Genomic DNA, 20,199 nt, shown 5'->3' on the forward strand with positions numbered 1-20,199 from the left:
CAGAACGACGCCGGTGTGTCAGCTCAGCGCCACGTTGATGGAGGATTCCGGCAGCTCCGCATTGAAGCAGCGCTGATAGAATTCCGCGACCAGCGGACGCTCGAGCTCGTCGCACTTGTTGAGGAACGTCACACGGAAGGCGAAGCCGATGTCACTGAAGATCTCGGCGTTCTCGGCCCAGGTGATCACCGTGCGCGGGCTCATCACCGTCGACAGATCGCCATTGGCGAAGGCGTTGCGCGTGAGGTCGGCGAGCCGCACCATCTTGTTGACGGTGTCGCGGCCCTGTGGGTTCTGATAGTGCTTGGCCTTGGCCAGCACGATCTCGACCTCCTCGTCATGGGCGAGGTAGTTGAGCGTGGTGACGATCGACCAGCGGTCCATCTGGCCCTGGTTGATCTGCTGGGTGCCGTGATAGAGGCCCGAAGTGTCGCCGAGCCCGATGGTGTTGGCGGTCGCGAACAGACGGAACGCCGGATGCGGCTTGATGACCTTGTTCTGGTCGAGCAGGGTCAGGCGGCCCGACACTTCGAGCACGCGCTGGATCACGAACATCACGTCGGGGCGGCCGGCATCATATTCGTCGAACACCAGTGCGACGTTGTGCTGCAGCGCCCAGGGCAGGATGCCGTCGCGAAATTCGGTGACCTGCTTGCCGTCCTTCACCACGATCGCGTCCTTGCCGACGAGGTCGATGCGGCTGATATGGCTGTCGAGGTTGACGCGCACGCAGGGCCAATTGAGTCGCGCCGCGACCTGCTCGATATGGGTCGACTTGCCCGTCCCGTGGTAACCAGTCACCATCACGCGGCGGTTCTTGGCGAAGCCAGCCAGGATCGCAAGGGTGGTGGCGCGGTCGAAGCGGTAGTCGGCGTCGACTTCGGGAACATGCGGGTCGCTTGCGGAAAAGGCCGGCACCTCAAGGTCGCTGTCGATCCCGAACACCTGCCGCACCGACACCTTCATGTCGGGCACACCGGTCATCTCCTGCGCATTGGTCGTAGCGGCGGTCGTCATTCATCCTCCGAGGTCCCGGGCATTCCCGAAACCAGATTTCATGTTTGGCTGCGGTTGAAGGGCTTCGACGCCAGCCTAGCAGAGAGCACGCGCGGGCAGAAGCCTAAGCCTTGATCAAAGTTCCGTCGTTATATCATCGAGATAGGCATGAGTGGCCGTTTTCGAAAGGCTGCCCTGCGAATCGTGCCACCTTTCCGCCCACCGGCTCTTCCCAGGATCTCGACGTGGCACCCGGAGCCGGGGTTCCTACTTATCGAGGAGCTCCCCGCCCACCCTCTGCACCAACAGGAACCGCGTGGCCCATCTGCTCGATCCCCTCATTGCCTTCGTCTCAGCGCATGCGGGACTGGCTTATCTCACCCTGTTTCTGGCCGCCCTGCTGGAGGCGATCCCGATCGTGGGCTCGGTGGTTCCAGGCACGACCATCATCCTGGCGCTGAGCGCATTGATTCCGGGCGGCGAGCTGACCCTGCAATGGGTGCTGGCGGCGGCGATCCTGGGCGCGGTGCTGGGGGACGGCGGGGCGTTCTGGGTCGGCCATCGCAGGCAGCGCGAGATCTTGACGAGCTGGCCGTTCTCGAACTATCCGCGCCTGGTGGCGCAGAGCGAGGCCCTGTTCCACCGTTTCGGCACCCTGGCGATCTTCTTCGCCCGCTTTATCGCGCCGATCCGCGCCGTCGTACCGATCACGGCCGGCGCGCTCGACATCCCTCCGCCCCGCTTCTACGCCGTGAACATCCCTGCCATCGTGCTGTGGGCCGGCGCCCATGTCCTGCCCGGAGTGTTCGCCGTGCAGCTGTTGCACCGTTATGGCGGCATTCCGCATCATAGCCATATCGCCAAGTCCACCTGGATCATCGCGACTGTCGCGGGCACGATCGTGGTCTGGCTCGTGCTGTGGCTCGTGCGGAAGCGACGCGAAACTCAGCTGGCGGCCGGCACGGCGGAATAGGCGGACGGCGGTCGCTAGAGCGTCTCCAGGGTAGCGCCGCGCCCCGGGATGGGTCCGGTGTAGCGGGCGCGCGGCCGGATCAGGCGGCCGAACTGCAGCTGCTCGCAGGCATGGGCGATCCAGCCGACGCAGCGCGCCATCGCGAACAGCGCCAGCTCGCTTCCCGCGGGCAGCCGCAGGCTGTGAACCAGCACGGCCAGCGCGTAATCGATGTTCACGAATTCACCGGTCGCTTCCGCGATCCGCTCGGGCACCTCGCGGGTGAATTTGCGCGGCGCACCGGCGCGCGTCAGCGCCTCCAGGAGCGAGATGGCGCGAGGGTCGCCGTGCTTGTAAACGCCGTGGCCGAAGCCGGCGAAGCGCTCGCCGAGCGCCACCCGCTCGCGGATCAGCGGCGCGACATCGCGATCGATGAGTGCCTTCACCAGCTGCGACGCCAGGACGCCGGCGCCGCCGTGCTGCGGTCCCTTGAGCGCCGCAAGACCCGCGATGACGGCATCGTAGAGGCTGAGGCCCGTCGACGCCGCACAGCGGACGGTGAAGGTCGACGCGTTCAGCTCATGATCGGCCAGCAGCACCAGGGTGCGACGGATCAGGTCCGGCGCATGTTCATGTCCGGGCGCCCAGCTCCGCGCGACCTGAACATGGAGCGGATCGGCTGACGCTGGCTGGTTCAACATGGTTGCGACCACAAGCCGAACGATGCGCGCGCCGACCAGCGCCCGACCGTCGGGAGCGCGGTTGAAAGCCGCGGGATCAGCATGTGTCGCCAGCGCCAGTACCGCGATGGCGCGGTCGATCGGCGCCGCGCGCCGCGCAGCATCGGCGATGAAACCCATCTCCTCCGACACGGCCGGAAGGTTGCCTGGCGCAAACGGATCGAGCGCGGTCACGTCCCACAGCAGCGTCGCAGCATGCTCCAGCGTGCCGCGCACGGCCAGGTCGACGCAATTGACGCCGCGATAGATCGGACCGGCTTCGGTGATCGTCGACACGGCGGAATCGAACACGGGGAGGTCCGCATCGAAGCTACGGAAGGCGCGCGGCTCGGGGGCCGGTGCGCGCCTTTCCTTCAGGGCTCGGATGTCCTCGGCGCGATAGCGGTTGCTGCGCGAATTCGGAGACGGCTCGGAGCGGACCAGTCCGCGGCTGACATAGGCGTAGAGGGTGGCCGGCGAGATCGCGAGTTCCGCCGAAGCTTCACGAGCAGATAGGTAAAGGCCGCTGTCTTTTTTCATATTGATCAGCTTAATCAAGATTGATCAAGTTGTCGACTGGGCGGATCTTGTCAGCGTGATCATTCTCGAAGGAGACCCGCCATGACCATCCAGCTCGGCAAGACCCCCATCGGCCTCGACGGCATCGCCGCCGCCGAGACCGTGCTCAGCCACGTCGACGGCCAGCGGGGGGAGCTCATCATCGCCGGAGCGCGTGTGGCCGATCTCGCCGCCGCCAGCGGCTTCGAGGGCGTGACCGCCCGGCTATGGAGCGCGGCGACGAAGCGCACCGTCGGCGAGGCCGAGGTCCGCGCCGGCCTTGGCCGTGCCCGCGAGCGTGCCTTTGCCCGGCTGCCCGAGCTGCTCGCCGCGACCTCCGGCCTGTCGATCATCGACGGCTTCCGCGCCGCCGTCGCGGCGCTGCGGTCCGAACCCGGGCTCGACGACGAAGCCACGATCGTCGGCGCCTGCCCGGTGATCGCCGGCGCCCTGGTCCAGCGCGCCCAGGGAACACAGCCGATCGCGCCCGACCCTGACGCCGGTCACGCCGCAGACACGTTGCGGATGGTCCGCGGCGACACGCCCGAGAGCGGCGAGGTGGCGGCGCTGGACACGTATCTCGTCACCGTCAGCGATCACGGCATGAACGCCTCGACCTTCGCCGCGCGCGTCGTCGCCTCGACCCAGGCCGACCTGTTCGCGTCAGTCACCGCCGGCTATTGCGCGCTCACCGGCCCGCTGCATGGCGGCGCGCCGGAGCCGGTGCTGGAAATGCTCAACGCGATCGGCACGCGCGACAACATCAGGCCGTGGGTCGACGCGGCGCTCGGCCGTGGCGAGCGGCTGATGGGGTTCGGGCATCGGATCTATCGCGTGCGCGATCCGCGGGCCGACGTGCTCAAGGGCGCGATCGAGCGGCTGGCGGGCAGCGGGGCTGATCTGCCTTTTGCGAGCGAGGTAGAGGCTTACATTCGCCAAGCGCTGCGGCGGAAGAATCCGGAGCGCGTGCTCGACACCAATGTCGAGTTCTTCACCGCCATCCTGCTCGATGCGCTGAAGATTCCGCGCCAGGCGTTCACGCCGATCTTCGCGGTGGCGCGTGCCGCCGGCTGGACGGCGCATGCCCGCGAGCAACAGCGCACCGGGCGGTTGATCCGGCCGAGCTCGGCCTATATCGGGCCGAAGCCCTGATACCTTCAACGCGACGTGCGGCAGCCTCGCGCGCTGCCGCGCGTCAGCCCTTCACCACCGTCTTCAGGTAGTTGTAGGCCTTGATGATCTCGATCAGGCGATCCTCGGTGGAGCGGTCGCCGCCATTGGCATCGGGATGGTGCTGCTTCACCAGCGCCTTGTACTTGACCTTGACATCCTCGAGCGTCGCGTCGGGACCGAGGCCCATCACCTGCAGCGCCTTGCGCTCGGCGTTGAAGACCTTGCGCGTCTCGGCCTTGGGAGCCGAGCGGGGATCCGGACGCCAACTGCCGCGGCCGTTGATCTCGGCGAATACGCTGAACGGATCGGCGGCATCGCCGAGATCGCCCTCGGCGCTGCCGGTGCCGCGCTTGGCCGACGTGTTGGCACCCATCTTCCAGGTCGGGCGGTGTCCGGTCAGCGCATCCTTCTGATAGCGCGCGACCGCTTCGGCGTTCATCCCCGAGAAGAAATTGTAGGACTGGTTGTACTCGCGCACGTGATCGAGACAGAAGTGCCAATACTCGCGCGCGTTCTCGCGTCCCTTGGGCGCGCGATGCGAGCCCTTGTTCTTGCAGTCCGGCCACTGACAGGGCTGGGCCTCCTCGCGCACCACCGGCTGCCGCGCAGCCTGTTTCTTGGGCTTGATGCGGATGGAGTCGAAGAATTTGTTTGAATCGATCGGCATGGCGGACTTTGACTACGCAACGCGAAAAGCTTCAAGTCTTGACATTGCGAATACCTCAGGCGGGGACCGCCGATTGACGAAAAATAATTTGATGCGTATTTCCAGAGACCATGCGGACCCGAGATGCTATCATCGATAAGTTGCGCGAAGCTTTCTCGCCCGAAAGCCTCGATGTTCAAGACGAATCACATCTGCATGAAGGCCATGTGGGCCATCAGCCGAGCGGTGAGACCCATTTCCGCGTGTATATTGTGTCGCAGGCCTTCGCCGGCAAGAGCCGTGTCGATCGCCACCGCCTGATCAACGCCGCATTGGCAGCGGAACTTGCCGGCTCGGTGCACGCGCTCGCGCTGCATGCGAAGGCGCCGGGCGAGGCTTGATCCCCAATTAGAACGCCGTGCCCGCACGGCGCGGCCGCGCCTCCTCGGTTTCGCCGCGCGGCACCGGTACGATGCGCAGCGCGGTGATGCGATTGCGCTCCCGGCGCAGCACGCGAAAGCGGAAGCCGTGGAACGTGAAGCTCTGGCCGCGCTCGGGGATCGAACGCGCCTCGTGAATGACGAGACCGGCAACTGTCGTTGCTTCCTCATCGGGCAGCGTCCAGTCCATCGCGCGATTGAGATCGCGGATCGGCACTGAGCCATCGACGACGACGGACCCGTCCGGCTGCAGGCGCACACCCGCGACCTGCACATCTTGCTCGTCGGAGATGTCGCCGACGATCTCCTCCAGAATATCCTCCAGCGTGACGATGCCTTCGACCTCGCCATACTCGTCGACCACGAGCGCGAAATGCGTCTTGCGCCGGCGGAACGCCTTCAGCTGTTCCGACACGGAGCGCATCTCCGGTACGAACCACGGCGGCAGCGCCAGTGAAGCAACGTCGATGTGCGACACATCGCCCTCGGCGGCGCGGATCGCACGCAGCAGGTCCTTCGCATGCAGCACGCCGATGATGTTCTCCGGCGTGCCGCGCCACAGCGGGATGCGTGTGTACTCGGTGGCGAGCACCTCGCGCACCAGTTCCTCCTGCGGCAGGTCCGCATTCACCATCACCATTTCGGTGCGGTGGACCATCACGTCGGACACCTGCAATTCGCGCAGATCGAGCAGGCCGCCGAGCATGTCGCGGTCCTGCTTCTCGACCTTGCCTTCATGATGCAACAGATCGACGGCACCGCGCAGGCGTTCGGTCGGCGACAGGATCGGCTGATTGGCCCCGACCTTGAAGCCGATCAGCCGCATCAGCCCGCGCACGATCGCCTCGATCACGGCAAGCACCGGACCGAGCACGAACACAGTCGCGCGCATCGGCCTGGCGACCGCGAGCGAGACGCGATCCGGCGCATTGATCGCGATCGTCTTCGGCAGCACCTCGGCAAAGATCACGACCAGCGCGGTCATCACGCCGGTCGCGTAGAGCACGCCGACCTCACCGAACCAGGCGGTAAAAATACCGGTCGCCAGCGCGGAGGCGCCGATATTGGCGATGTTGTTGCCGAGCAGCAGGGCGCCGATCAGCCGTTCGCGCATGTCGAACAGGCTCGACACCACATCGGCATCGCGATTGCCCTGCTTCGACAGCCGCAGCATCGAGGCGCGGGAGGCACCGGTCAGCGCGGTCTCGCTCAGCGCAAAGAAGGCCGAGGCGGCGAGGAGGAGGATGACGACGGAGAGTGTGAACCAGTCCATGACGCCGATGTCGCTCTGTAGGGAGGCCGCCGATGATCCGTTGGCACTGCTCAATACGGCGTAAAGCCCGGGATCAGCTTCTGCTGCGCAATTTGGCCTGGAGAAAGTCGCGGACGCGCGCCGGATCGACGTCCTTCGCGATGACGGCGCGGCCGATGGCTTCCATCAGGATGAAGGTGAGCTTGCCGCGCTTGACCTTCTTGTCCTGCGCCATCAAGGCCAAGAGCCGATCGGCGTCGCCGATCCCCTCCTGGGCGAAGCCGGCGATGTCCTGCAGATGGGTCGGCAGACCGACCGCGGCAAGGTGACGCTCGATCCTGACGACGTCGTCGGGCGGCAGCATGCCGAGCTCGGCCGAGAACTGCGCCGCCAGCACCATGCCGACCGCGACGCCCTCGCCGTGGAACAGCCGGTCGGAGAAGCCGGTCACGGCCTCCAGCGCATGGCCGAAGGTGTGGCCGAGATTGAGCAGCGCCCGGTCGCCGGTCTCGCGCTCGTCGCGGGCGACGATCGCCGCCTTGGCGCGACAGGAGGTCGCGACCGCGTGCTCACGCGCCGCACCGCCCTTGACGATGTCGGCATGGTTGGCCTCGAGCCAGGCGAAGAAGCTCGCATCGCCGAGCAGGCCGTATTTGGCGACCTCGGCATAGCCGGCGCGGAACTGGCGCGGCGACAGGGTGTCGAGCACGGCCGTGTCGGCGATCACCAGCACCGGCTGGTGGAAGGCGCCGAGCAGGTTCTTGCCCTGGGGCGAATTGATGCCGGTCTTGCCGCCGACGGAGGAATCGACCTGCGCCAGCAGCGAGGTCGGCACCTGCACGAAATCGACGCCGCGGCGCAGGATGGCGGCCGCGAAGCCGGCGAGATCCCCGACCACCCCGCCGCCGAGCGCGATGACGAGATCGTTGCGCTCGATCCTGGCAGCGATCAGCGCCTCGCTGACCTTCTCCAGGCCGGCATAGGTCTTGGAGCCCTCGCCCTCATCGACCACGATCGTGGACGCCGGGATGCCCGCCTCCGCCAGGATCGCCTCGGCCGGCTTCAGCCAATGCGCGGCCACGGTACGGTCGGTGACGATGGCGGTGCGCACGCCGGGCCGCAGCGCCGCGATCCGCTGGCCGAGTGAAGCCAGCACGCCGCGGCCGATGACGATGTCATAGGCGCGCTCGCCGAGCGCGACGTCGACGATGATCGGATCGGAATGCTTCAGTGGTGCTGTCATCGGAGCGCGCCCATCGCCTGCGGAGGATCGGGTTGAACTGGATCGGGTTGTGGTCCGGCCGGCCCCGCCTCGGTCTCCGGTGGCGAGAAGAACGCCTGCAGCGCCTCCATGCAGTCCTCGACAACGCGATCATGCGGCACATCGCGCGAGCAGATCGTGAGATCGGCAAGCTGGTAGACCGGCTCGCGCTCGACGAGCAGGCGAGCGACCGTGCCTTCCGGATCGGCGGTCTGCAGCAGCGGCCGGTCGGCCCGCCGCCGGACGCGGCGCATGATCACGTCGGCATCGGCCTTGAGCCACACCGAGACCGCCTTCTCCTGGATGCGCCGCCGCGTCTCCTCGCGCATGAAGGCGCCGCCACCGGTTGCCAGCACCGCCGGACCATTTTCGAGCAGGCGGGCGATCACCCTGGCCTCGCCGTTGCGGAAATAGTCCTCGCCGCGCGACTCGAAGATTTCCGGTATGGTCATGCCGGCCGCGGTCTCGATCTCTGTGTCCGCATCGACGAAGGGCAGCCGCAACCGCGCCGCGAGCCGCCGGCCCACGGTCGACTTGCCGACACCCATCATGCCGACCAGCACGATCAGCCGCTTGCCGAGGCCTGCGAGAATCGCGGCCTCCGGAGCGGCTGGGCTGGGTGCGGGTTGCGTCGTGTCGGTCATCTCCAGGCTTCTAACCCAGCCCCTGCTGCTTTCAAAGGCATCCTGTTCCGTCCCCCGAGCCAAGGCGAGCTGCCCAGTCTGCCCGACGGGCTTGCAAGGCCGATGCGAACATGTTGGATGAAACCGTTCCCCTTCTGGTAGCCTGCGCGACCGACATGCCCAGCCTGTTCCGCTTCCTGACCGTCATCGCCGTCATCGTCGGCGTGGTCTATGGCGCGATCTACGCGCTGGCGAATTTCGTCAATCCGAAGCCGCGCGAGATGACGGTGACGATCCCGCCGGACAGGTTCCAGAAGAGATGAGCGGCGGCGCTGCGACGAACCGAAAAGCCACAGGGCATTGATTAAGAATTTTGCGGTTGTCTGAGGCGGCCGGGCGCCGCGATATCGGCCAGATTTGCAGTCACCGCTCGCCGTGCCGGCACGAATACATCGTAGTGATTCGATCGCCTCGGACGCAGCGGATTTCACGACATGAAGGTCAAGGCCTCCGACGCCGGGCTGATGAGCCTGTTCCTCGACATGATGGCCGCCGAGCAGGGCGCCGGTCAGAACACGCTGGACGCCTATCGCCGCGACCTCACCGATCTCTCCGAATTTCTCGGCGGCAAGGCCAACGGCTTCGCCACGGCCGACACCCAGGCCTTGCGCGACTATCTCGCCGATCTCGACACCAGGGGTTTCAAATCCTCCAGCGTGGCGCGGCGGCTGTCGGCGATGCGGCACCTGTTTCGCTTCCTGCTGAGCGAGCGCATCCGCAGCGACGATCCCGCCGCCATCCTGTCGGGCCCGAAACGCGGCCGGCCGTTGCCCAAGGTGCTGTCGATCGGCGATGTCGACCGCATGCTGACCCGCGCCAAGGAGCTCTCCGAGGTCGCCGACGCCTCGCCGTCGCAGCGGCTGCGGGCGCTGCGACTGTATTGCCTGCTCGAGGTGCTCTACGCCACCGGCCTGCGCGTCTCCGAGCTGGTGGCGCTGCCGCGCACCGCGGCGCGCAACGACGCCCGCATGATCGTGGTGCGCGGCAAGGGCAACAAGGAGCGGCTGGTGCCGCTGAACCAGGCCTCGCGCCAGGCGATGGCCGACTATCTCGCCGCCCTGGATGCGCTGAAGCCCGAGAAGAAGGCCAGCGCCACCTTCGGCAAATGGCTGTTTCCCTCGTTCGGCGAGAGCGGCCACCTCACCCGCCAGCACTTCGCCCGCGACCTCAAGGAGCTCGCGGTGGCGAGCGGCCTGCCGGCCCGGCTGGTGTCGCCGCACGTGCTGCGCCACGCCTTCGCCAGCCATCTGCTGCACAACGGCGCCGACCTGCGCATCGTCCAGACCCTGCTCGGCCACACCGACATCTCGACCACCCAGATCTACACCCACGTGGTCGAGGAGCGGCTCAAGAGCCTGGTGCGGGACCTGCACCCGCTGGCCGAGACCTGACCTCGCTTCACACCTTCCCGAAACCAAATCCGCCGGCGTGACGCCCGGCCGGCTTGACTTCGCGCCCGTCTGCCCCGAAAGAGCGCCATCCTGCCCGTTCTCCCGGCACGACGCCTGGGTGCGGCGCACCGATCGCACCCTAAGCTCCTGAAGTCCTTCATCTTCAGGTCCGAAGGCCGAACCGATTTCGTCTCCCAGCGCTCTTCCTTCAGCTCTTCCATGCCGGATCCCATGCGCAGCTACCTCGATTTCGAAAAGCCCGTTGCCGAGCTCGATTCCAAGGTCGACGAACTCCGTGCGATGGCCGCCTCCGGCACCGACATCGGCGAGGAGGTCAGCCGGATCGAGGAGAAGGCCGGCCAGGCGTTGGCCGAGCTCTACGCCAATCTGACGCCCTGGCAGAAGACGATGGTCGCGCGCCACCCGCAGCGGCCGCATTTCACCGATTTCGTCAGCGGGCTGATCACCGAGTTCACGCCGCTGGCCGGCGACCGCAAGTTCGGCGAGGACGCCGCCTTGCTCGGCGGCTTCGGCCGCTTCCGCGGCGAGCCGATCTGCGTGATGGGCCAGGAAAAGGGCGCCACCACCGAATCCCGACTGAAGCACAATTTCGGCATGGCCCGCCCCGAGGGCTACCGCAAGGCGGTCCGGCTGATGGAGATGGCCGAGCGGTTCGGCATCCCGGTGCTGTCGCTGGTCGATTCCGCCGGCGCCTATCCCGGCCTCGGCGCCGAGGAGCGCGGCCAGGCCGAGGCCATCGCCCGCTCCACCGACGCCTGCCTGTCGCTCGGCGTGCCGAATGTCGCGATCATCACTGGCGAGGGCGGGTCGGGTGGCGCCATCGCCCTGACCACCGCCAACCGGGTGCTGATGCTGGAGCACGCGATCTACAGCGTGATCTCGCCGGAAGCCGCCTCCTCGATCCTGTGGCGCGACGGCACCAAGGCGCAGGAAGCCGCCAACAACATGAAGATCACCGCCCAGGACATGCTCCGCTTCCACGTGGTCGACACGGTCATCAAGGAGCCGGTCGGCGGCGCCCACCGCGACCCGGCGGCGATGATCGCCGCCACCGGCGAGGCGATCGCCCAGGCGTTCGACGAGCTGAAGGGCCTCGACGCCGACGCGATCCGCAAGCAGCGCCGGCAGAAGTTCATGGACATCGGCCGCAAGCTCGGCTGACCGGGCCGGAGCCGAGCTCCCGGCGCTCGCGGTTTTGTGAGTCTTTCCAGCCGTTTGGCCGCATTTCGGCCCCGCCGGCGGGGTCTGCTGTTTAGGAGTTGTTGACCAAAGCGGCCGGGGCCTTTCGGCATCGCCGGAGCGCGGGTTGCGAGGCTTGGGGTCAAAGGCTACAATTTTAATCAATGGTTTGACGGCATGACGCAGGGTCGACCCGTGATTTATCCAGCTTTCGGGCCGATCGCGTGAGATGAGACTGGGGTGTTGCGGCATGCCGGGTTTGCGGGGAGCTTTGCTTTGATCAACCGCGCTTTCGTCCGGGTTCTGATGACCTCGGCGGTGTTGGCCGCCGGCGCGCTGCTGACGGGTTGCAACAGCGATCAGGTCGCGCTCGCCACCAACGCCAAGGCCAACCAGCCGGTGCCGCCGAAGCTCGTCGCGACGATGGGCGAGAAGGACATGGATCTGCAGTCGCCGATCCTGGTCCGCGTGTTCAAGCAGGAAGCCGAGCTCGAGGTCTGGAAGCAGGACCGCTCGGGCAAGTTCGCGCTGCTCAAGACCTATCCGATCTGCCGCTGGTCCGGCGATCTCGGACCGAAGGTGCGCGAGGGCGACCGCCAGGCGCCGGAGGGCTTCTACTCGATCAATCCGAGCCAGATGAACCCGCAATCGGCCTACTATCTGTCCTTCAACACCGGCTATCCGAACGCGTTCGACAAGGCGCTCGGCCGCACCGGCTCGCAGCTGATGGTGCATGGCGACTGCTCCTCGCGCGGCTGCTTCGCGATGACCGACGAGCAGATCGCCGAGATCTATGCGCTCGGGCGCGAGTCCTTCTTCGGCGGCCAGCGCGCCTTCCAGTTCCAGGCCTATCCGTTCCGGATGACGCCGGTGAACATGGCCAGGCACCGCAACAATCCGAACATGCCGTTCTGGCGCATGATCAAGGAAGGCTACGACCATTTCGAAGTCACCCGGCAGGAGCCGAAGGTCGACTTCTGCGAGAAGAAGTACGTCTTCGACGCCCAGAAGCCGCCGGGCGCGACGCACGATCCGGTGTTCGACGCCTCCGCCAAGTGCCCGGCCTACGTCGTGCCCGACGAGATCACCGCCGCCGTGCGCGACAAGCAGCAGGCGGACGAGGCGGAATATGCCAAGCTCGTCTCCAAGGGCACGCCGGTCGCCAAGCTCAACACCGGCATCGATGGCGGCATGAACCCCATCTTCGCCAGCCGCGTGCCGGGCGCCTCCACCGGCCTGTCCGACGCCGGCGAAGCGCCGGGCCTGTCGCTCGCCAATTTCACGCCGGCGCCAGGCACGATCCCCGGTCATGTCAACCCGCCGCGCGCGCCCGGCGCCGACGAGGTCGCCGCGATGCCGGCCAGTGCGGCTCCGGCTCCCGCAGCGGCGCCCGCCACCCGGGTGGCGGCCGTCAGTGCGCCGGAGAAGCCGAGCTTCATGTCGAGCCTCGCCCGCAAGGTCGGAATCGCCGGCAATGCCGCGGCCGACACCAAGGCTGCGACCGCGAAGCCCGAGAGCAAGACCGCGGACGCCAGGCCCTCGGAGATCAAGCCCGCCGAGATCAAGCCTGCGCCCAAGCCGGTCGCGGCGAAGCCCGCCGAGACCCGGCAGGCCGCCGCGCGGCCGCCGTTCAAGCCCGCCGCCGGCGACGCGCCCGCCACCACGGCCTCGGCCCCCGCGCAGACCCAGACCGCGCTGGTCTCCGGCGCCGTGCCAGTGCTGCAGTCGAACTCGTTCGACAGCCGGTTCGCAGGATTCAAATAGCAAGCCGTCCATCGAGCGCCGCTTTTTTTGCGAGACACCGAGGGCCGCCGGACGCGCGCAAGCTAGCCGCGCGCTCGGTGCCCCCCTCCCCTGGAGGGGGGAAGGTCGATCGCACGCGAAGCGGGCGAGCGGGGTGGGGTGATCTCTCCACGCATGCTTTTGCGCGCGGAGACATCACCCCACCCCGCCTCACGTTTCGCTTCGCTCCTCGTGAGGCGACCCTCCCCCTCCAGGGGAGGGTGGGCACCGCGTTTGTGGTGCCGTCGTGGTCAGCAATCTCAAACTGCATTTGGGGACGCGCGTCATTGTCCTCGCGACGCTCTTGGCGTCCGAGTGATGCATCGATCTCACCCTCTTCCGAAGCGAGGGTGCAGGGAAGGCCGGACCTCGACTGAGGCCCGTGGCCCGCCTGCGAAAAAAATGCAGGCGGCAGGTACCACAGGTCCAGCCGGACGACCCGGCCCTCCCTGCGCGCTAGTTTTAACGGCTGCTTCGCGATCTCCCTGGGGACCGGGCTGTGTTGCCCCCATCACCGGCGAGATGCGCGGGGCATCATCAGCCGGCTTGACCTCAGCATCGGGAGGTCAGGACCACGCGACTTGACCGTGCGAGCCGATGTTGTTCGTCCGCGCGAATGATCACGCTGCAAACCGGCCCGCCCATCACATCCCGCACTCCACGCTTCGTGACGACCGCGCAGCGCCCCTCGTCGATGAGGCGGGACGGACGGAATAAATCACGAAATTCCGAAATTGAGAAGCAGCATATTTTTACTGATGGGACTGGACAGCCCAAATCAGCTTGAACGCGCGGGCAAATTCAGTCTTTCCGCGCAGTGCGTTTCTCATCGTTGGGAGGCATGGACCCGCCCGCCGCACGCGGGATGCAGGACCGAATCGCCCGACGGGCAGAGGCGCCAGCGTCGGCGCCCAAGCCTTCATGGCCGGGCCGGCCGGTTGACGGCTGGAATATCATGTCATATTAAAAGTTACATGAGACCCAACAGCCAGTTGTCCGGCATCCTGCACGTCCTGCTCCACATGGCGGAGCACGACGGTCCGGTCACGTCCGAGGCCCTCGCAGCGATGATGCAGACCAATCCGGTCGTGATCCGCAGAATCATGGCGGGCCTCCGGGACAGCGGCTATGTGCGCTCCGAGAAAGGCCATGGCGGCGGCTGGACGCTCGCCTGCGATCTGGCGACCGTCACCCTGCGCGACGTCTACGATTCACTCGGGCGTCCATCGCTGTTCGCCATCGGCCATCGGAGCGAGACTCCCGACTGCCTCGTCGAGCAGGCGGTCAATGCGGCGCTCGACACCTCCATCCGGGCCGCCGAGACCTTGCTGCTGTCCCGTCTCGGCGCCATCACGCTGGCGGCGCTGAGCGCTGATTTCCACGACCGCCTCGAACGACGCAAGCGACCTCGCAAAGGAGACATTTGTCATGCCGGCTGACATTGCCGACGGCGCTCAGCAGTTCATCCGCGCGTTTTCCGATCCCGAATTCGTCGCGCGCTACACGGATGGTCCACGTCGCTTCGTGCCCGGTCTCGACGGGCTGCACCGGATGACGGCGGTCCTGCTGGCCGAGCGGGCGCCCGAACATGCGAGGGTGCTCGTGCTGGGCGCGGGCGGCGGGCTCGAGCTCAACGCGTTGGCGGAAGCGCAACCATCGTGGACCTTCGTCGGCGTCGATCCGGCGCCGCAGATGCTGCGACTCGCCGAACGCACGCTCGGCGCGCGGACGAGCCGGGTCGAACTGATCGAGGGCACCATCGACGATGCGCCGGCCGGCCCGTTTGACGCGGCGACATGCCTGCTGACGCTGCATTTTCTGGCAGCATCGGAACGGTTGCGGACAGTCCGCGCCGTGCACGACCGGCTCCACCCTGGAGCGCCTTTCGTGGTGGCCCATAGCTGCCTGCCCAACGAGCCCGTCGAGAGATCGCTGTGGCTGGATCGGTACGCGGCCTATGCCGTTGCGTCCGGCACAGACCCCGAGCAGGCCAGGACGATGCGCGCGACCGTCGATGCCAGCGTCAACATGCTGAGCCCAGGGGAGGATGAAGCCATCCTGCGTGACGGCGGCTTTCGCGATGCCCGTCCATTCTTCACAGCGCTGACCTGGCATGGCTGGATCGGCCACGCCTGAACCGCCGCCGAGCATCACACCGATGCGCCCTGAACGATCGCGATCAGGGCCTGCTAATTAGTTGCCCGGCCTGCGCCGGCATCCACGCATGTCCCTCCCCGCGGCCCCCGAAGAGGTGGATGACGCGGCTCGCGGACAGGCTTCGCGCCGGAGCCGTGCCACGTCTCAGCCTGCGTGATGTCGCGCACGGAGCGCCGGGACGCGATCTGCGACAAACGGCGCGTCACCCGAGGCGAGGTGACGCAACCGAGAGGAGCAGGTCATGAGCTTTTGGGATGATATCGGAGATGCCGTCAGTTCCGCCGTGGACGACGTGAAGGACGTCGCGAAGGATGTGGCGGGTGCGGTCGGCGGTGCGGCGGGCGCCGTGGTCGATACGGTCGAGCACGTCGCCGGCGATGCGGCCCATGCCGTGGGCAGCGTGGTGCATGGCATCGGCGCGCTCGGCGGCGAGGCCATCCATACCGTGGGCGGCGTACTCGGCGCGATCGGGCACGGTGCCGAGGCGATCGGCGGCGGCCTGCTTCACACCGTAGGCGACGTCGCGTCGACCGTGGTCCATGTCGGCGGCGACGTCCTCCATACCGGGATCAACGTCGCCGGCGACGTGGCGTCCGGGGTCGGCCACCTGGTACATGGCGACATCGACGGCGTCATCAACGACGTCAAGCATATCGGCGGCGACATCGTCGACGGCGGGCTCAAGGTCGGTGGCGACGTGGCGCATGGCGCCCTCGACGTCGCCGGCGACCTCGCACACACCGCGGTCGGCCTCGGCGAGGCCGGGCTGGAGGCGGCCGGCGCAGTCGGCCACGGCGCGCTCGGCATGGCCGGCACCATCGTCGGAACGGCCGGCGAGGTCGGCATGGACGCGCTCGACGCTGCAGGCGCCGTGGTGAAGGGCGGCTTCGACGCCGGCGTAGCGGTGGCCGACGGCGCCATCGGCGTGGTCACCGACACGGCGTCGGCGGCGGGCCACCTGATCGGCGGACCGATCGGCGAGGCGATCTCCGGCATCGCCCACGGCGCCGATGCGGTCGGCACCGGCATCGTCGATGGCGTCGGCCATTTCGTCGGCGAGGGTCTCAACGGGCTGGCACAGACCGCCGGCGAGTTGAGCCACTCTCTGGGGCAGCAGCTCGACGCGATCGGCCACGACCTGGGCTCGCTGGTCAACGACCTCAGCCATGGCGATCTCGGCGCGGCGATCGGCGACGTCTTCAAGCTGGCCCAGGACGGCCTGCGCAGCGACGGCAGCATCCAGATCGCTCATGCGGGACAGGACGGCGGCAGCCATGGCGGGTTCTGGGACTCGATCGCGCAGGCGATCCATCAGTCCGCCGACAACGTCCAGGGCGGCCAGGGCCCCGGCCCCGGCTTCCCCGGCCCGTTGCACGGCGAGGGCTCGTCGCACAACCCGATCATCGTCGACAATTTCGGCGACCATGGCCATGCGGGCAACACCGGCATCGTACCGCCGAATTTCGACCACGCGCCGGTGGCCGTGCACGACGCGCCGCACGCCGACTACAGCCACATCGTCCAGATGGACGACGCGCATCACTTCGCGATGCATGGCTGAGGCAACGCCGCTCGGCCGGCAGGCATCCCGCCGTGATCGTCACGGCGGGATGTCGCGTCAGGATCGATCGGCGTCGTGCTGGACGATGGCCGGCGGTGCACCGGTGGCCTGCGCGCGATCTCGCGGCAGGGGATCGTTCATCGCCGAGAGCGCGCATAGCGCCAGCGAGCCCCAGACGGCGGCGCTGAAATACAGCGACATCCAGGCGATCTCTTCCTTCCAGTGCTCGAACTCGTGGGTGACGGTCCAACGCGTGGCGGAGTCGCGCAGACCGGCGAGCGGATGCAGGAGTGGCGTGCCGGCGGCGCGCTCGATGCGCCAGCGCTTCACATACATCGGGACGTCGATCACGACCAGGAAGGCGAGATAGCAGGCGATGCCGACGAGGCCCGCGATCAGAAGGCCGCGCACCAGGCCGTCGAACTCCGGCAGCAGCCGGCCGAGGCCGATGCCGACGAACAGGAAGGCCACCGCCCACAGCGAGTTCTCGATCGCGTTGTAGAGGAAATTCCGGGTGACGACGGCGTACCAGGAACAGATCTCCGCGACGACGATCAGCGGCACGATGATGCGGGCCATGTTGACCGCGGTCTCGGCATCGGCGATCGCGCCGAGCTGCGCGAGGATGATGGCCCACTGCGCCGCGAAGGCGATCTCGGCGATGGTCGCGACGGTGCGGCCGATGAACACGCTCGACAGCCAGCTGTCGACCAGGCAGATGCGCTGCACGTCGGCGCGCGGCAGCACCGAGCGGAAGGCGCAGCCGAACACATAGGCCGCCGACAGCGCCAGCATCGAACTGGTCTGGGACGCCTGACCCGACGAACTGCTGCCGCCGTTGAGCTGCCGGTACAGGATGAACCAGAACACGATGTTGGCGAGGCTGACGAGCGTCAGCATCGCCCACCACAGGGCGACCGGGTTCGACAGGGCTCGCGACTGCGCACGCATCCGGGCACTCCAAATTTCATGTGAACGACATGGGATCGTATTAATTCCGTCATGCAGCGGCAACCCATTCCGGCCACGGAGGATCGCAAAAGGCCGTGTGCCGGCGAGCCCTGCGGCCGGCGTTGGGAGTTTCGTCACGATGTCCGGAGTTCCTTGCAGGAACCCACGGGCGGCGCCTCGCGCCTTAAGCGTCGGCTTTCAAAACTCATGCATGGATCGGAGCGGGCACAAGGTGCTGCCCGGATTGACGTTTCGCTAACCGCGATTCCGGCGCGCCGAAACGCGGCACGCGACGGACCGTAGCTCGGCTGAGCGAGGGTTCATTGCCGATGTTGACGATCCTGTCCTGCCTGCCCGCCGATCATGATCTGCGCTACGTCGCCGCCGCACTGCTCGTCTGCGTGCTCGGCTCGATCCTGTCCATGCGGCTGCTCGCGCGGGTCCGTCGCAACGCCGGCCTCCGCCGCTTCCATCTGCTGTTTCTGGCCGGACTCGTGGCCGGTGGCACGGTCTGGACCACGCACTTCGCCGCGGTCCTCGGCTACGACACGCCAGGATACCGCTCGTTCGAGCCGGCGATGACCTTCGCCTCGCTCGGACTGGCGGTGGCCTTTGCGTGGCTCGGCTTCTTCATCACGACACGCACCCAGCGCGGCCCGCTGATCGAGGCCGGCGGCGCGGTGTTCGGCTTCGGCATCGCCGCCATGCATTACAGCGGCATGAGCGCGCTCAAGCTCGACGGCGTGCTGACCTGGAACGTGCCGATGGTGTGGCTCTCGATCGCGCTCGCGATGGGCTTCGGCGCCGTTGCCGCCAACCGGATCGCGCGTCCCGTCACGCGCTTCTGCAAATATGGCAGCTCGCTCGCGATGGTGCTTGCGATCCTGAGCCTGCACTTCACCGGCATGCTCGCGTTGACCCTGGCACCAATGGCGGCCAGCAGCGCGCCGGTGCAGTCGCTGTCGGACAGCCTGATGCTGATCACGGTGGTCACCGGCATCGGCCTGATCATGGCGATGGCCGCCTCGGCCTACATGATCGACATGCAGGCGACGCAGGAAGCGGTCGAAGGCTATCGGCAATTGGCGCTGCAGGACCCGCTGACCGGCCTGCCGAACCGCAGCGGCCTCGGCCAGCGGCTCGCGCCGCTGCTGACCGAGGGCGACGAGACCGCGCATCTGGCGGTGCTCGCGATCGACCTCGATCGCTTCAAGGACGTCAACGACGCGCACGGCCATGCCGCGGGCGATGCGGTGCTGACGGTGATCGCACAGCGTATTGCATCGACGCTGCAGCCGGGCGAGTTCCTGGCGCGAATCGGCGGCGACGAGTTCGTCGCCGTCAAGAGCGAGATCTTCGCGCGCACCGAGGCGGCGAAGTTCGCCGAGCGGATGCGCGCGCTGGTGCTGGCGCCCGTCGAGTGGGAGGAGCGCAGCCTCTCGGTCGGCTGCAGCATCGGCATCGCGCTGCATCCCGACCACGGCCTGACCTCGGACGAGCTTCTCACCCGCGCCGATCTCGCGATGTACCGCGCCAAGAGTCTCGGCCAGGGCAAGATCTGCACCTATGAGCCGTCGATGGACGAGGCCAGCCGGCGCCGCGCCGAGCTCGCGATCGACCTCAAGCGCGCGCTGGTGCGCAACGAGTTCGAGCTGCACTACCAAGTGCAGAACGACACGCAGAGCGGCGGCATCGTCGGCTTCGAGGCGCTGCTGCGGTGGAACCATCCGGTGAAGGGCCGCGTGCCGCCGAACGATTTCATTCCGATGGCCGAACAAACGGGGCTGATCGTCGACATCGGCGACTGGGTGCTGCGCACCGCCTGCGCCACCGCCGCGACCTGGAGCCAGCCGTTCAAGGTCGCCGTCAACGTCGCGCCGATGCAGCTCAACCACGACCTGCCGAAGCGCGTCGCCGAGGTGCTGCGCGAGACTGGATTGGCGCCGGAGCGGCTGGAGATCGAGCTGACCGAGACCGGTATCATCGCCGACCGCCAGCATGCGCTGCAGGTGATGCAGGCCTTGAAGGCGATCGGCGTCACCGTGGCGATGGACGATTTCGGCACCGGCTATTCGTCGCTGTCGACCCTGCAGGTGTTTCCATTCGACAAGATCAAGGTCGACAAGAGCTTCATCCAGTCGGTCGAGACCAGCGTGCACGCCGCGGCCATCGTCAAGGCGACCCTGCTGCTCGGGCGCAGCCTCAACATTCCCGTGCTCGCCGAAGGCGTCGAGACCGAACAGCATCTCGCCTTCCTGCGCGAGGAAGGCTGCAGCAGCGTACAGGGCTTCCTGTTCGGCAAGCCGATGCCGCAGGAGGCGATCAGCCGGATGATTCGTGAGGTCGGAGGTACGCCGGCGGCTGCCGTCGGCGTGCATGCCAAGAAGGCTGCGGCCGCGTGACGGCAGATCTTGTCATCGTGATTGCCTTGCGGCTGAACTGAACAGGCGGCCGCGAATGTGATGGCTCACCCTCCC

At 67.2% G+C, this 20,199-nt stretch carries 18 protein-coding genes; 11 read left to right on the forward strand and 7 right to left on the reverse strand.

Going from position 1 to position 20,199, the window contains the following annotated elements; translation table 11 throughout:
* Nucleotides 1–18: 18 nt before the first annotated feature.
* On the reverse strand, nt 19–1,017 hold the full coding sequence (gene cobS, locus QX041_RS18890) for a cobaltochelatase subunit CobS (protein WP_315715231.1): 999 nt from the start codon (nt 1,015–1,017) through the stop codon (nt 19–21).
* Nucleotides 1,018–1,312: 295 nt separating this feature from the next.
* Here cobS and QX041_RS18895 point away from each other — a divergent pair, with 295 nt between their 5' ends.
* The gene (locus QX041_RS18895; RefSeq protein ID WP_315715230.1) at nt 1,313–1,969 is read left to right on the forward strand and encodes a DedA family protein; all 657 of its coding nucleotides are present in this window, start codon (nt 1,313–1,315) and stop codon (nt 1,967–1,969) included.
* A 14-nt stretch (nt 1,970–1,983) separates the two neighbouring features.
* On the opposite strand, the gene QX041_RS18900 is transcribed toward QX041_RS18895, so the two are convergent.
* Complete coding sequence (locus QX041_RS18900) at nt 1,984–3,207, reverse strand: citrate synthase family protein (protein ID WP_315715229.1); 1,224 nt, start codon at nt 3,205–3,207, stop codon at nt 1,984–1,986.
* A gap of 81 nt (nt 3,208–3,288) precedes the next feature.
* On the opposite strand from QX041_RS18900, the gene QX041_RS18905 reads away from it, so the two are divergent.
* Entirely contained in the window at nt 3,289–4,377 is a 1,089-nt protein-coding gene (locus QX041_RS18905) for a citrate synthase/methylcitrate synthase (RefSeq protein WP_316166241.1), read from the forward strand.
* Nucleotides 4,378–4,420: 43 nt separating this feature from the next.
* Here QX041_RS18905 and QX041_RS18910 read toward each other — a convergent pair whose 3' ends face one another.
* Nucleotides 4,421–5,065 (reverse strand): J domain-containing protein, encoded by a 645-nt coding sequence (locus QX041_RS18910; RefSeq protein WP_315715227.1) that lies wholly within the window; start codon nt 5,063–5,065, stop codon nt 4,421–4,423.
* Between the two features lie 110 nt (nt 5,066–5,175).
* Between QX041_RS18910 and QX041_RS18915 the strand changes: the two genes are divergently transcribed.
* Complete coding sequence (locus QX041_RS18915; protein WP_316166243.1) at nt 5,176–5,445, forward strand: BolA family protein; 270 nt, start codon at nt 5,176–5,178, stop codon at nt 5,443–5,445.
* Nucleotides 5,446–5,452: 7 nt separating this feature from the next.
* Here QX041_RS18915 and QX041_RS18920 read toward each other — a convergent pair whose 3' ends face one another.
* The 3 genes from QX041_RS18920 to QX041_RS18930 form a co-directional block, all read right to left on the reverse strand.
* On the reverse strand, nt 5,453–6,757 hold the full coding sequence (locus QX041_RS18920; RefSeq protein WP_315715225.1) for an HlyC/CorC family transporter: 1,305 nt from the start codon (nt 6,755–6,757) through the stop codon (nt 5,453–5,455).
* A 73-nt stretch (nt 6,758–6,830) separates the two neighbouring features.
* Entirely contained in the window at nt 6,831–7,979 is a 1,149-nt protein-coding gene (gene aroB, locus QX041_RS18925) for a 3-dehydroquinate synthase (RefSeq protein WP_315825524.1), read from the reverse strand.
* Entirely contained in the window at nt 7,976–8,641 is a 666-nt protein-coding gene (locus QX041_RS18930; RefSeq protein ID WP_315715223.1) for a shikimate kinase, read from the reverse strand. The genes aroB and QX041_RS18930 overlap by 4 nt, the downstream gene beginning before the upstream one ends.
* A 155-nt stretch (nt 8,642–8,796) precedes the next feature.
* On the opposite strand from QX041_RS18930, the gene QX041_RS18935 reads away from it, so the two are divergent.
* From QX041_RS18935 to QX041_RS18965, 7 genes are all read left to right on the forward strand, one after another.
* Nucleotides 8,797–8,943: a histidine kinase gene (locus QX041_RS18935; RefSeq protein ID WP_315715424.1), complete on the forward strand. Its 147-nt coding sequence runs from the start codon at nt 8,797–8,799 to the stop codon at nt 8,941–8,943.
* Between the two features lie 171 nt (nt 8,944–9,114).
* Nucleotides 9,115–10,071, forward strand: a complete 957-nt coding sequence (xerD, locus tag QX041_RS18940; protein WP_316166245.1) for a site-specific tyrosine recombinase XerD — start codon at nt 9,115–9,117, stop codon at nt 10,069–10,071.
* Between the two features lie 219 nt (nt 10,072–10,290).
* Nucleotides 10,291–11,253 (forward strand): acetyl-CoA carboxylase carboxyltransferase subunit alpha, encoded by a 963-nt coding sequence (locus QX041_RS18945; RefSeq protein ID WP_316166246.1) that lies wholly within the window; start codon nt 10,291–10,293, stop codon nt 11,251–11,253.
* A gap of 294 nt (nt 11,254–11,547) precedes the next feature.
* Nucleotides 11,548–13,035 carry a murein L,D-transpeptidase family protein gene (locus QX041_RS18950; RefSeq protein ID WP_316166248.1) on the forward strand — a complete coding sequence of 496 codons (1,488 nt, stop codon included), beginning with the start codon at nt 11,548–11,550 and terminating at the stop codon, nt 13,033–13,035.
* 992 nt (nt 13,036–14,027) lie between these two features.
* Nucleotides 14,028–14,492: an Rrf2 family transcriptional regulator gene (locus QX041_RS18955; protein WP_315735202.1), complete on the forward strand. Its 465-nt coding sequence runs from the start codon at nt 14,028–14,030 to the stop codon at nt 14,490–14,492.
* The gene (locus QX041_RS18960) at nt 14,482–15,189 is read left to right on the forward strand and encodes a class I SAM-dependent methyltransferase (RefSeq protein WP_315715217.1); all 708 of its coding nucleotides are present in this window, start codon (nt 14,482–14,484) and stop codon (nt 15,187–15,189) included. Before QX041_RS18955 ends, QX041_RS18960 begins: the two co-directional genes overlap by 11 nt.
* A gap of 262 nt (nt 15,190–15,451) precedes the next feature.
* Nucleotides 15,452–16,771 (forward strand): hypothetical protein, encoded by a 1,320-nt coding sequence (locus QX041_RS18965; protein ID WP_315825528.1) that lies wholly within the window; start codon nt 15,452–15,454, stop codon nt 16,769–16,771.
* 57 nt (nt 16,772–16,828) lie between these two features.
* On the opposite strand, the gene QX041_RS18970 is transcribed toward QX041_RS18965, so the two are convergent.
* Nucleotides 16,829–17,722 carry a hypothetical protein gene (locus QX041_RS18970; RefSeq protein ID WP_315715215.1) on the reverse strand — a complete coding sequence of 298 codons (894 nt, stop codon included), beginning with the start codon at nt 17,720–17,722 and terminating at the stop codon, nt 16,829–16,831.
* A gap of 329 nt (nt 17,723–18,051) precedes the next feature.
* Between QX041_RS18970 and QX041_RS18975 the strand changes: the two genes are divergently transcribed.
* Nucleotides 18,052–20,124, forward strand: a complete 2,073-nt coding sequence (locus QX041_RS18975) for a putative bifunctional diguanylate cyclase/phosphodiesterase (RefSeq protein WP_316166458.1) — start codon at nt 18,052–18,054, stop codon at nt 20,122–20,124.
* Nucleotides 20,125–20,199: the final 75 nt, after the last annotated feature.

This window comes from Bradyrhizobium sp. SZCCHNRI2009 (assembly GCF_032485115.1).
Taxonomy (GTDB): Bacteria; Pseudomonadota; Alphaproteobacteria; order Rhizobiales; family Xanthobacteraceae; genus Bradyrhizobium.

Excerpts from the sequence above, each read along its gene's own strand:
- QX041_RS18945 (WP_316166246.1), top strand. The coding sequence starts at position 10,291 with ATGCCGGATCCCATGCGCAGCTACCTCGATTTCGAAAAGCCCGTTGCC.
- QX041_RS18965 (WP_315825528.1), top strand. The coding sequence starts at position 15,452 with ATGAGCTTTTGGGATGATATCGGAGATGCCGTCAGTTCCGCCGTGGAC.
- QX041_RS18905 (WP_316166241.1), top strand. The coding sequence starts at position 3,289 with ATGACCATCCAGCTCGGCAAGACCCCCATCGGCCTCGACGGCATCGCC.
- QX041_RS18930 (WP_315715223.1), bottom strand. The coding sequence starts at position 8,641 with ATGACCGACACGACGCAACCCGCACCCAGCCCAGCCGCTCCGGAGGCC.
- QX041_RS18900 (WP_315715229.1), bottom strand. The coding sequence starts at position 3,207 with ATGAAAAAAGACAGCGGCCTTTACCTATCTGCTCGTGAAGCTTCGGCG.
- QX041_RS18935 (WP_315715424.1), top strand. The coding sequence starts at position 8,797 with ATGCCCAGCCTGTTCCGCTTCCTGACCGTCATCGCCGTCATCGTCGGC.
- QX041_RS18955 (WP_315735202.1), top strand. The coding sequence starts at position 14,028 with ATGAGACCCAACAGCCAGTTGTCCGGCATCCTGCACGTCCTGCTCCAC.
- QX041_RS18960 (WP_315715217.1), top strand. The coding sequence starts at position 14,482 with ATGCCGGCTGACATTGCCGACGGCGCTCAGCAGTTCATCCGCGCGTTT.
- cobS (WP_315715231.1), bottom strand. The coding sequence starts at position 1,017 with ATGACGACCGCCGCTACGACCAATGCGCAGGAGATGACCGGTGTGCCC.
- QX041_RS18975 (WP_316166458.1), top strand. The coding sequence starts at position 18,052 with ATGTTGACGATCCTGTCCTGCCTGCCCGCCGATCATGATCTGCGCTAC.
- QX041_RS18970 (WP_315715215.1), bottom strand. The coding sequence starts at position 17,722 with ATGCGTGCGCAGTCGCGAGCCCTGTCGAACCCGGTCGCCCTGTGGTGG.
- QX041_RS18920 (WP_315715225.1), bottom strand. The coding sequence starts at position 6,757 with ATGGACTGGTTCACACTCTCCGTCGTCATCCTCCTCCTCGCCGCCTCG.
- QX041_RS18915 (WP_316166243.1), top strand. The coding sequence starts at position 5,176 with ATGCGGACCCGAGATGCTATCATCGATAAGTTGCGCGAAGCTTTCTCG.
- xerD (WP_316166245.1), top strand. The coding sequence starts at position 9,115 with ATGAAGGTCAAGGCCTCCGACGCCGGGCTGATGAGCCTGTTCCTCGAC.
- QX041_RS18910 (WP_315715227.1), bottom strand. The coding sequence starts at position 5,065 with ATGCCGATCGATTCAAACAAATTCTTCGACTCCATCCGCATCAAGCCC.
- aroB (WP_315825524.1), bottom strand. The coding sequence starts at position 7,979 with ATGACAGCACCACTGAAGCATTCCGATCCGATCATCGTCGACGTCGCG.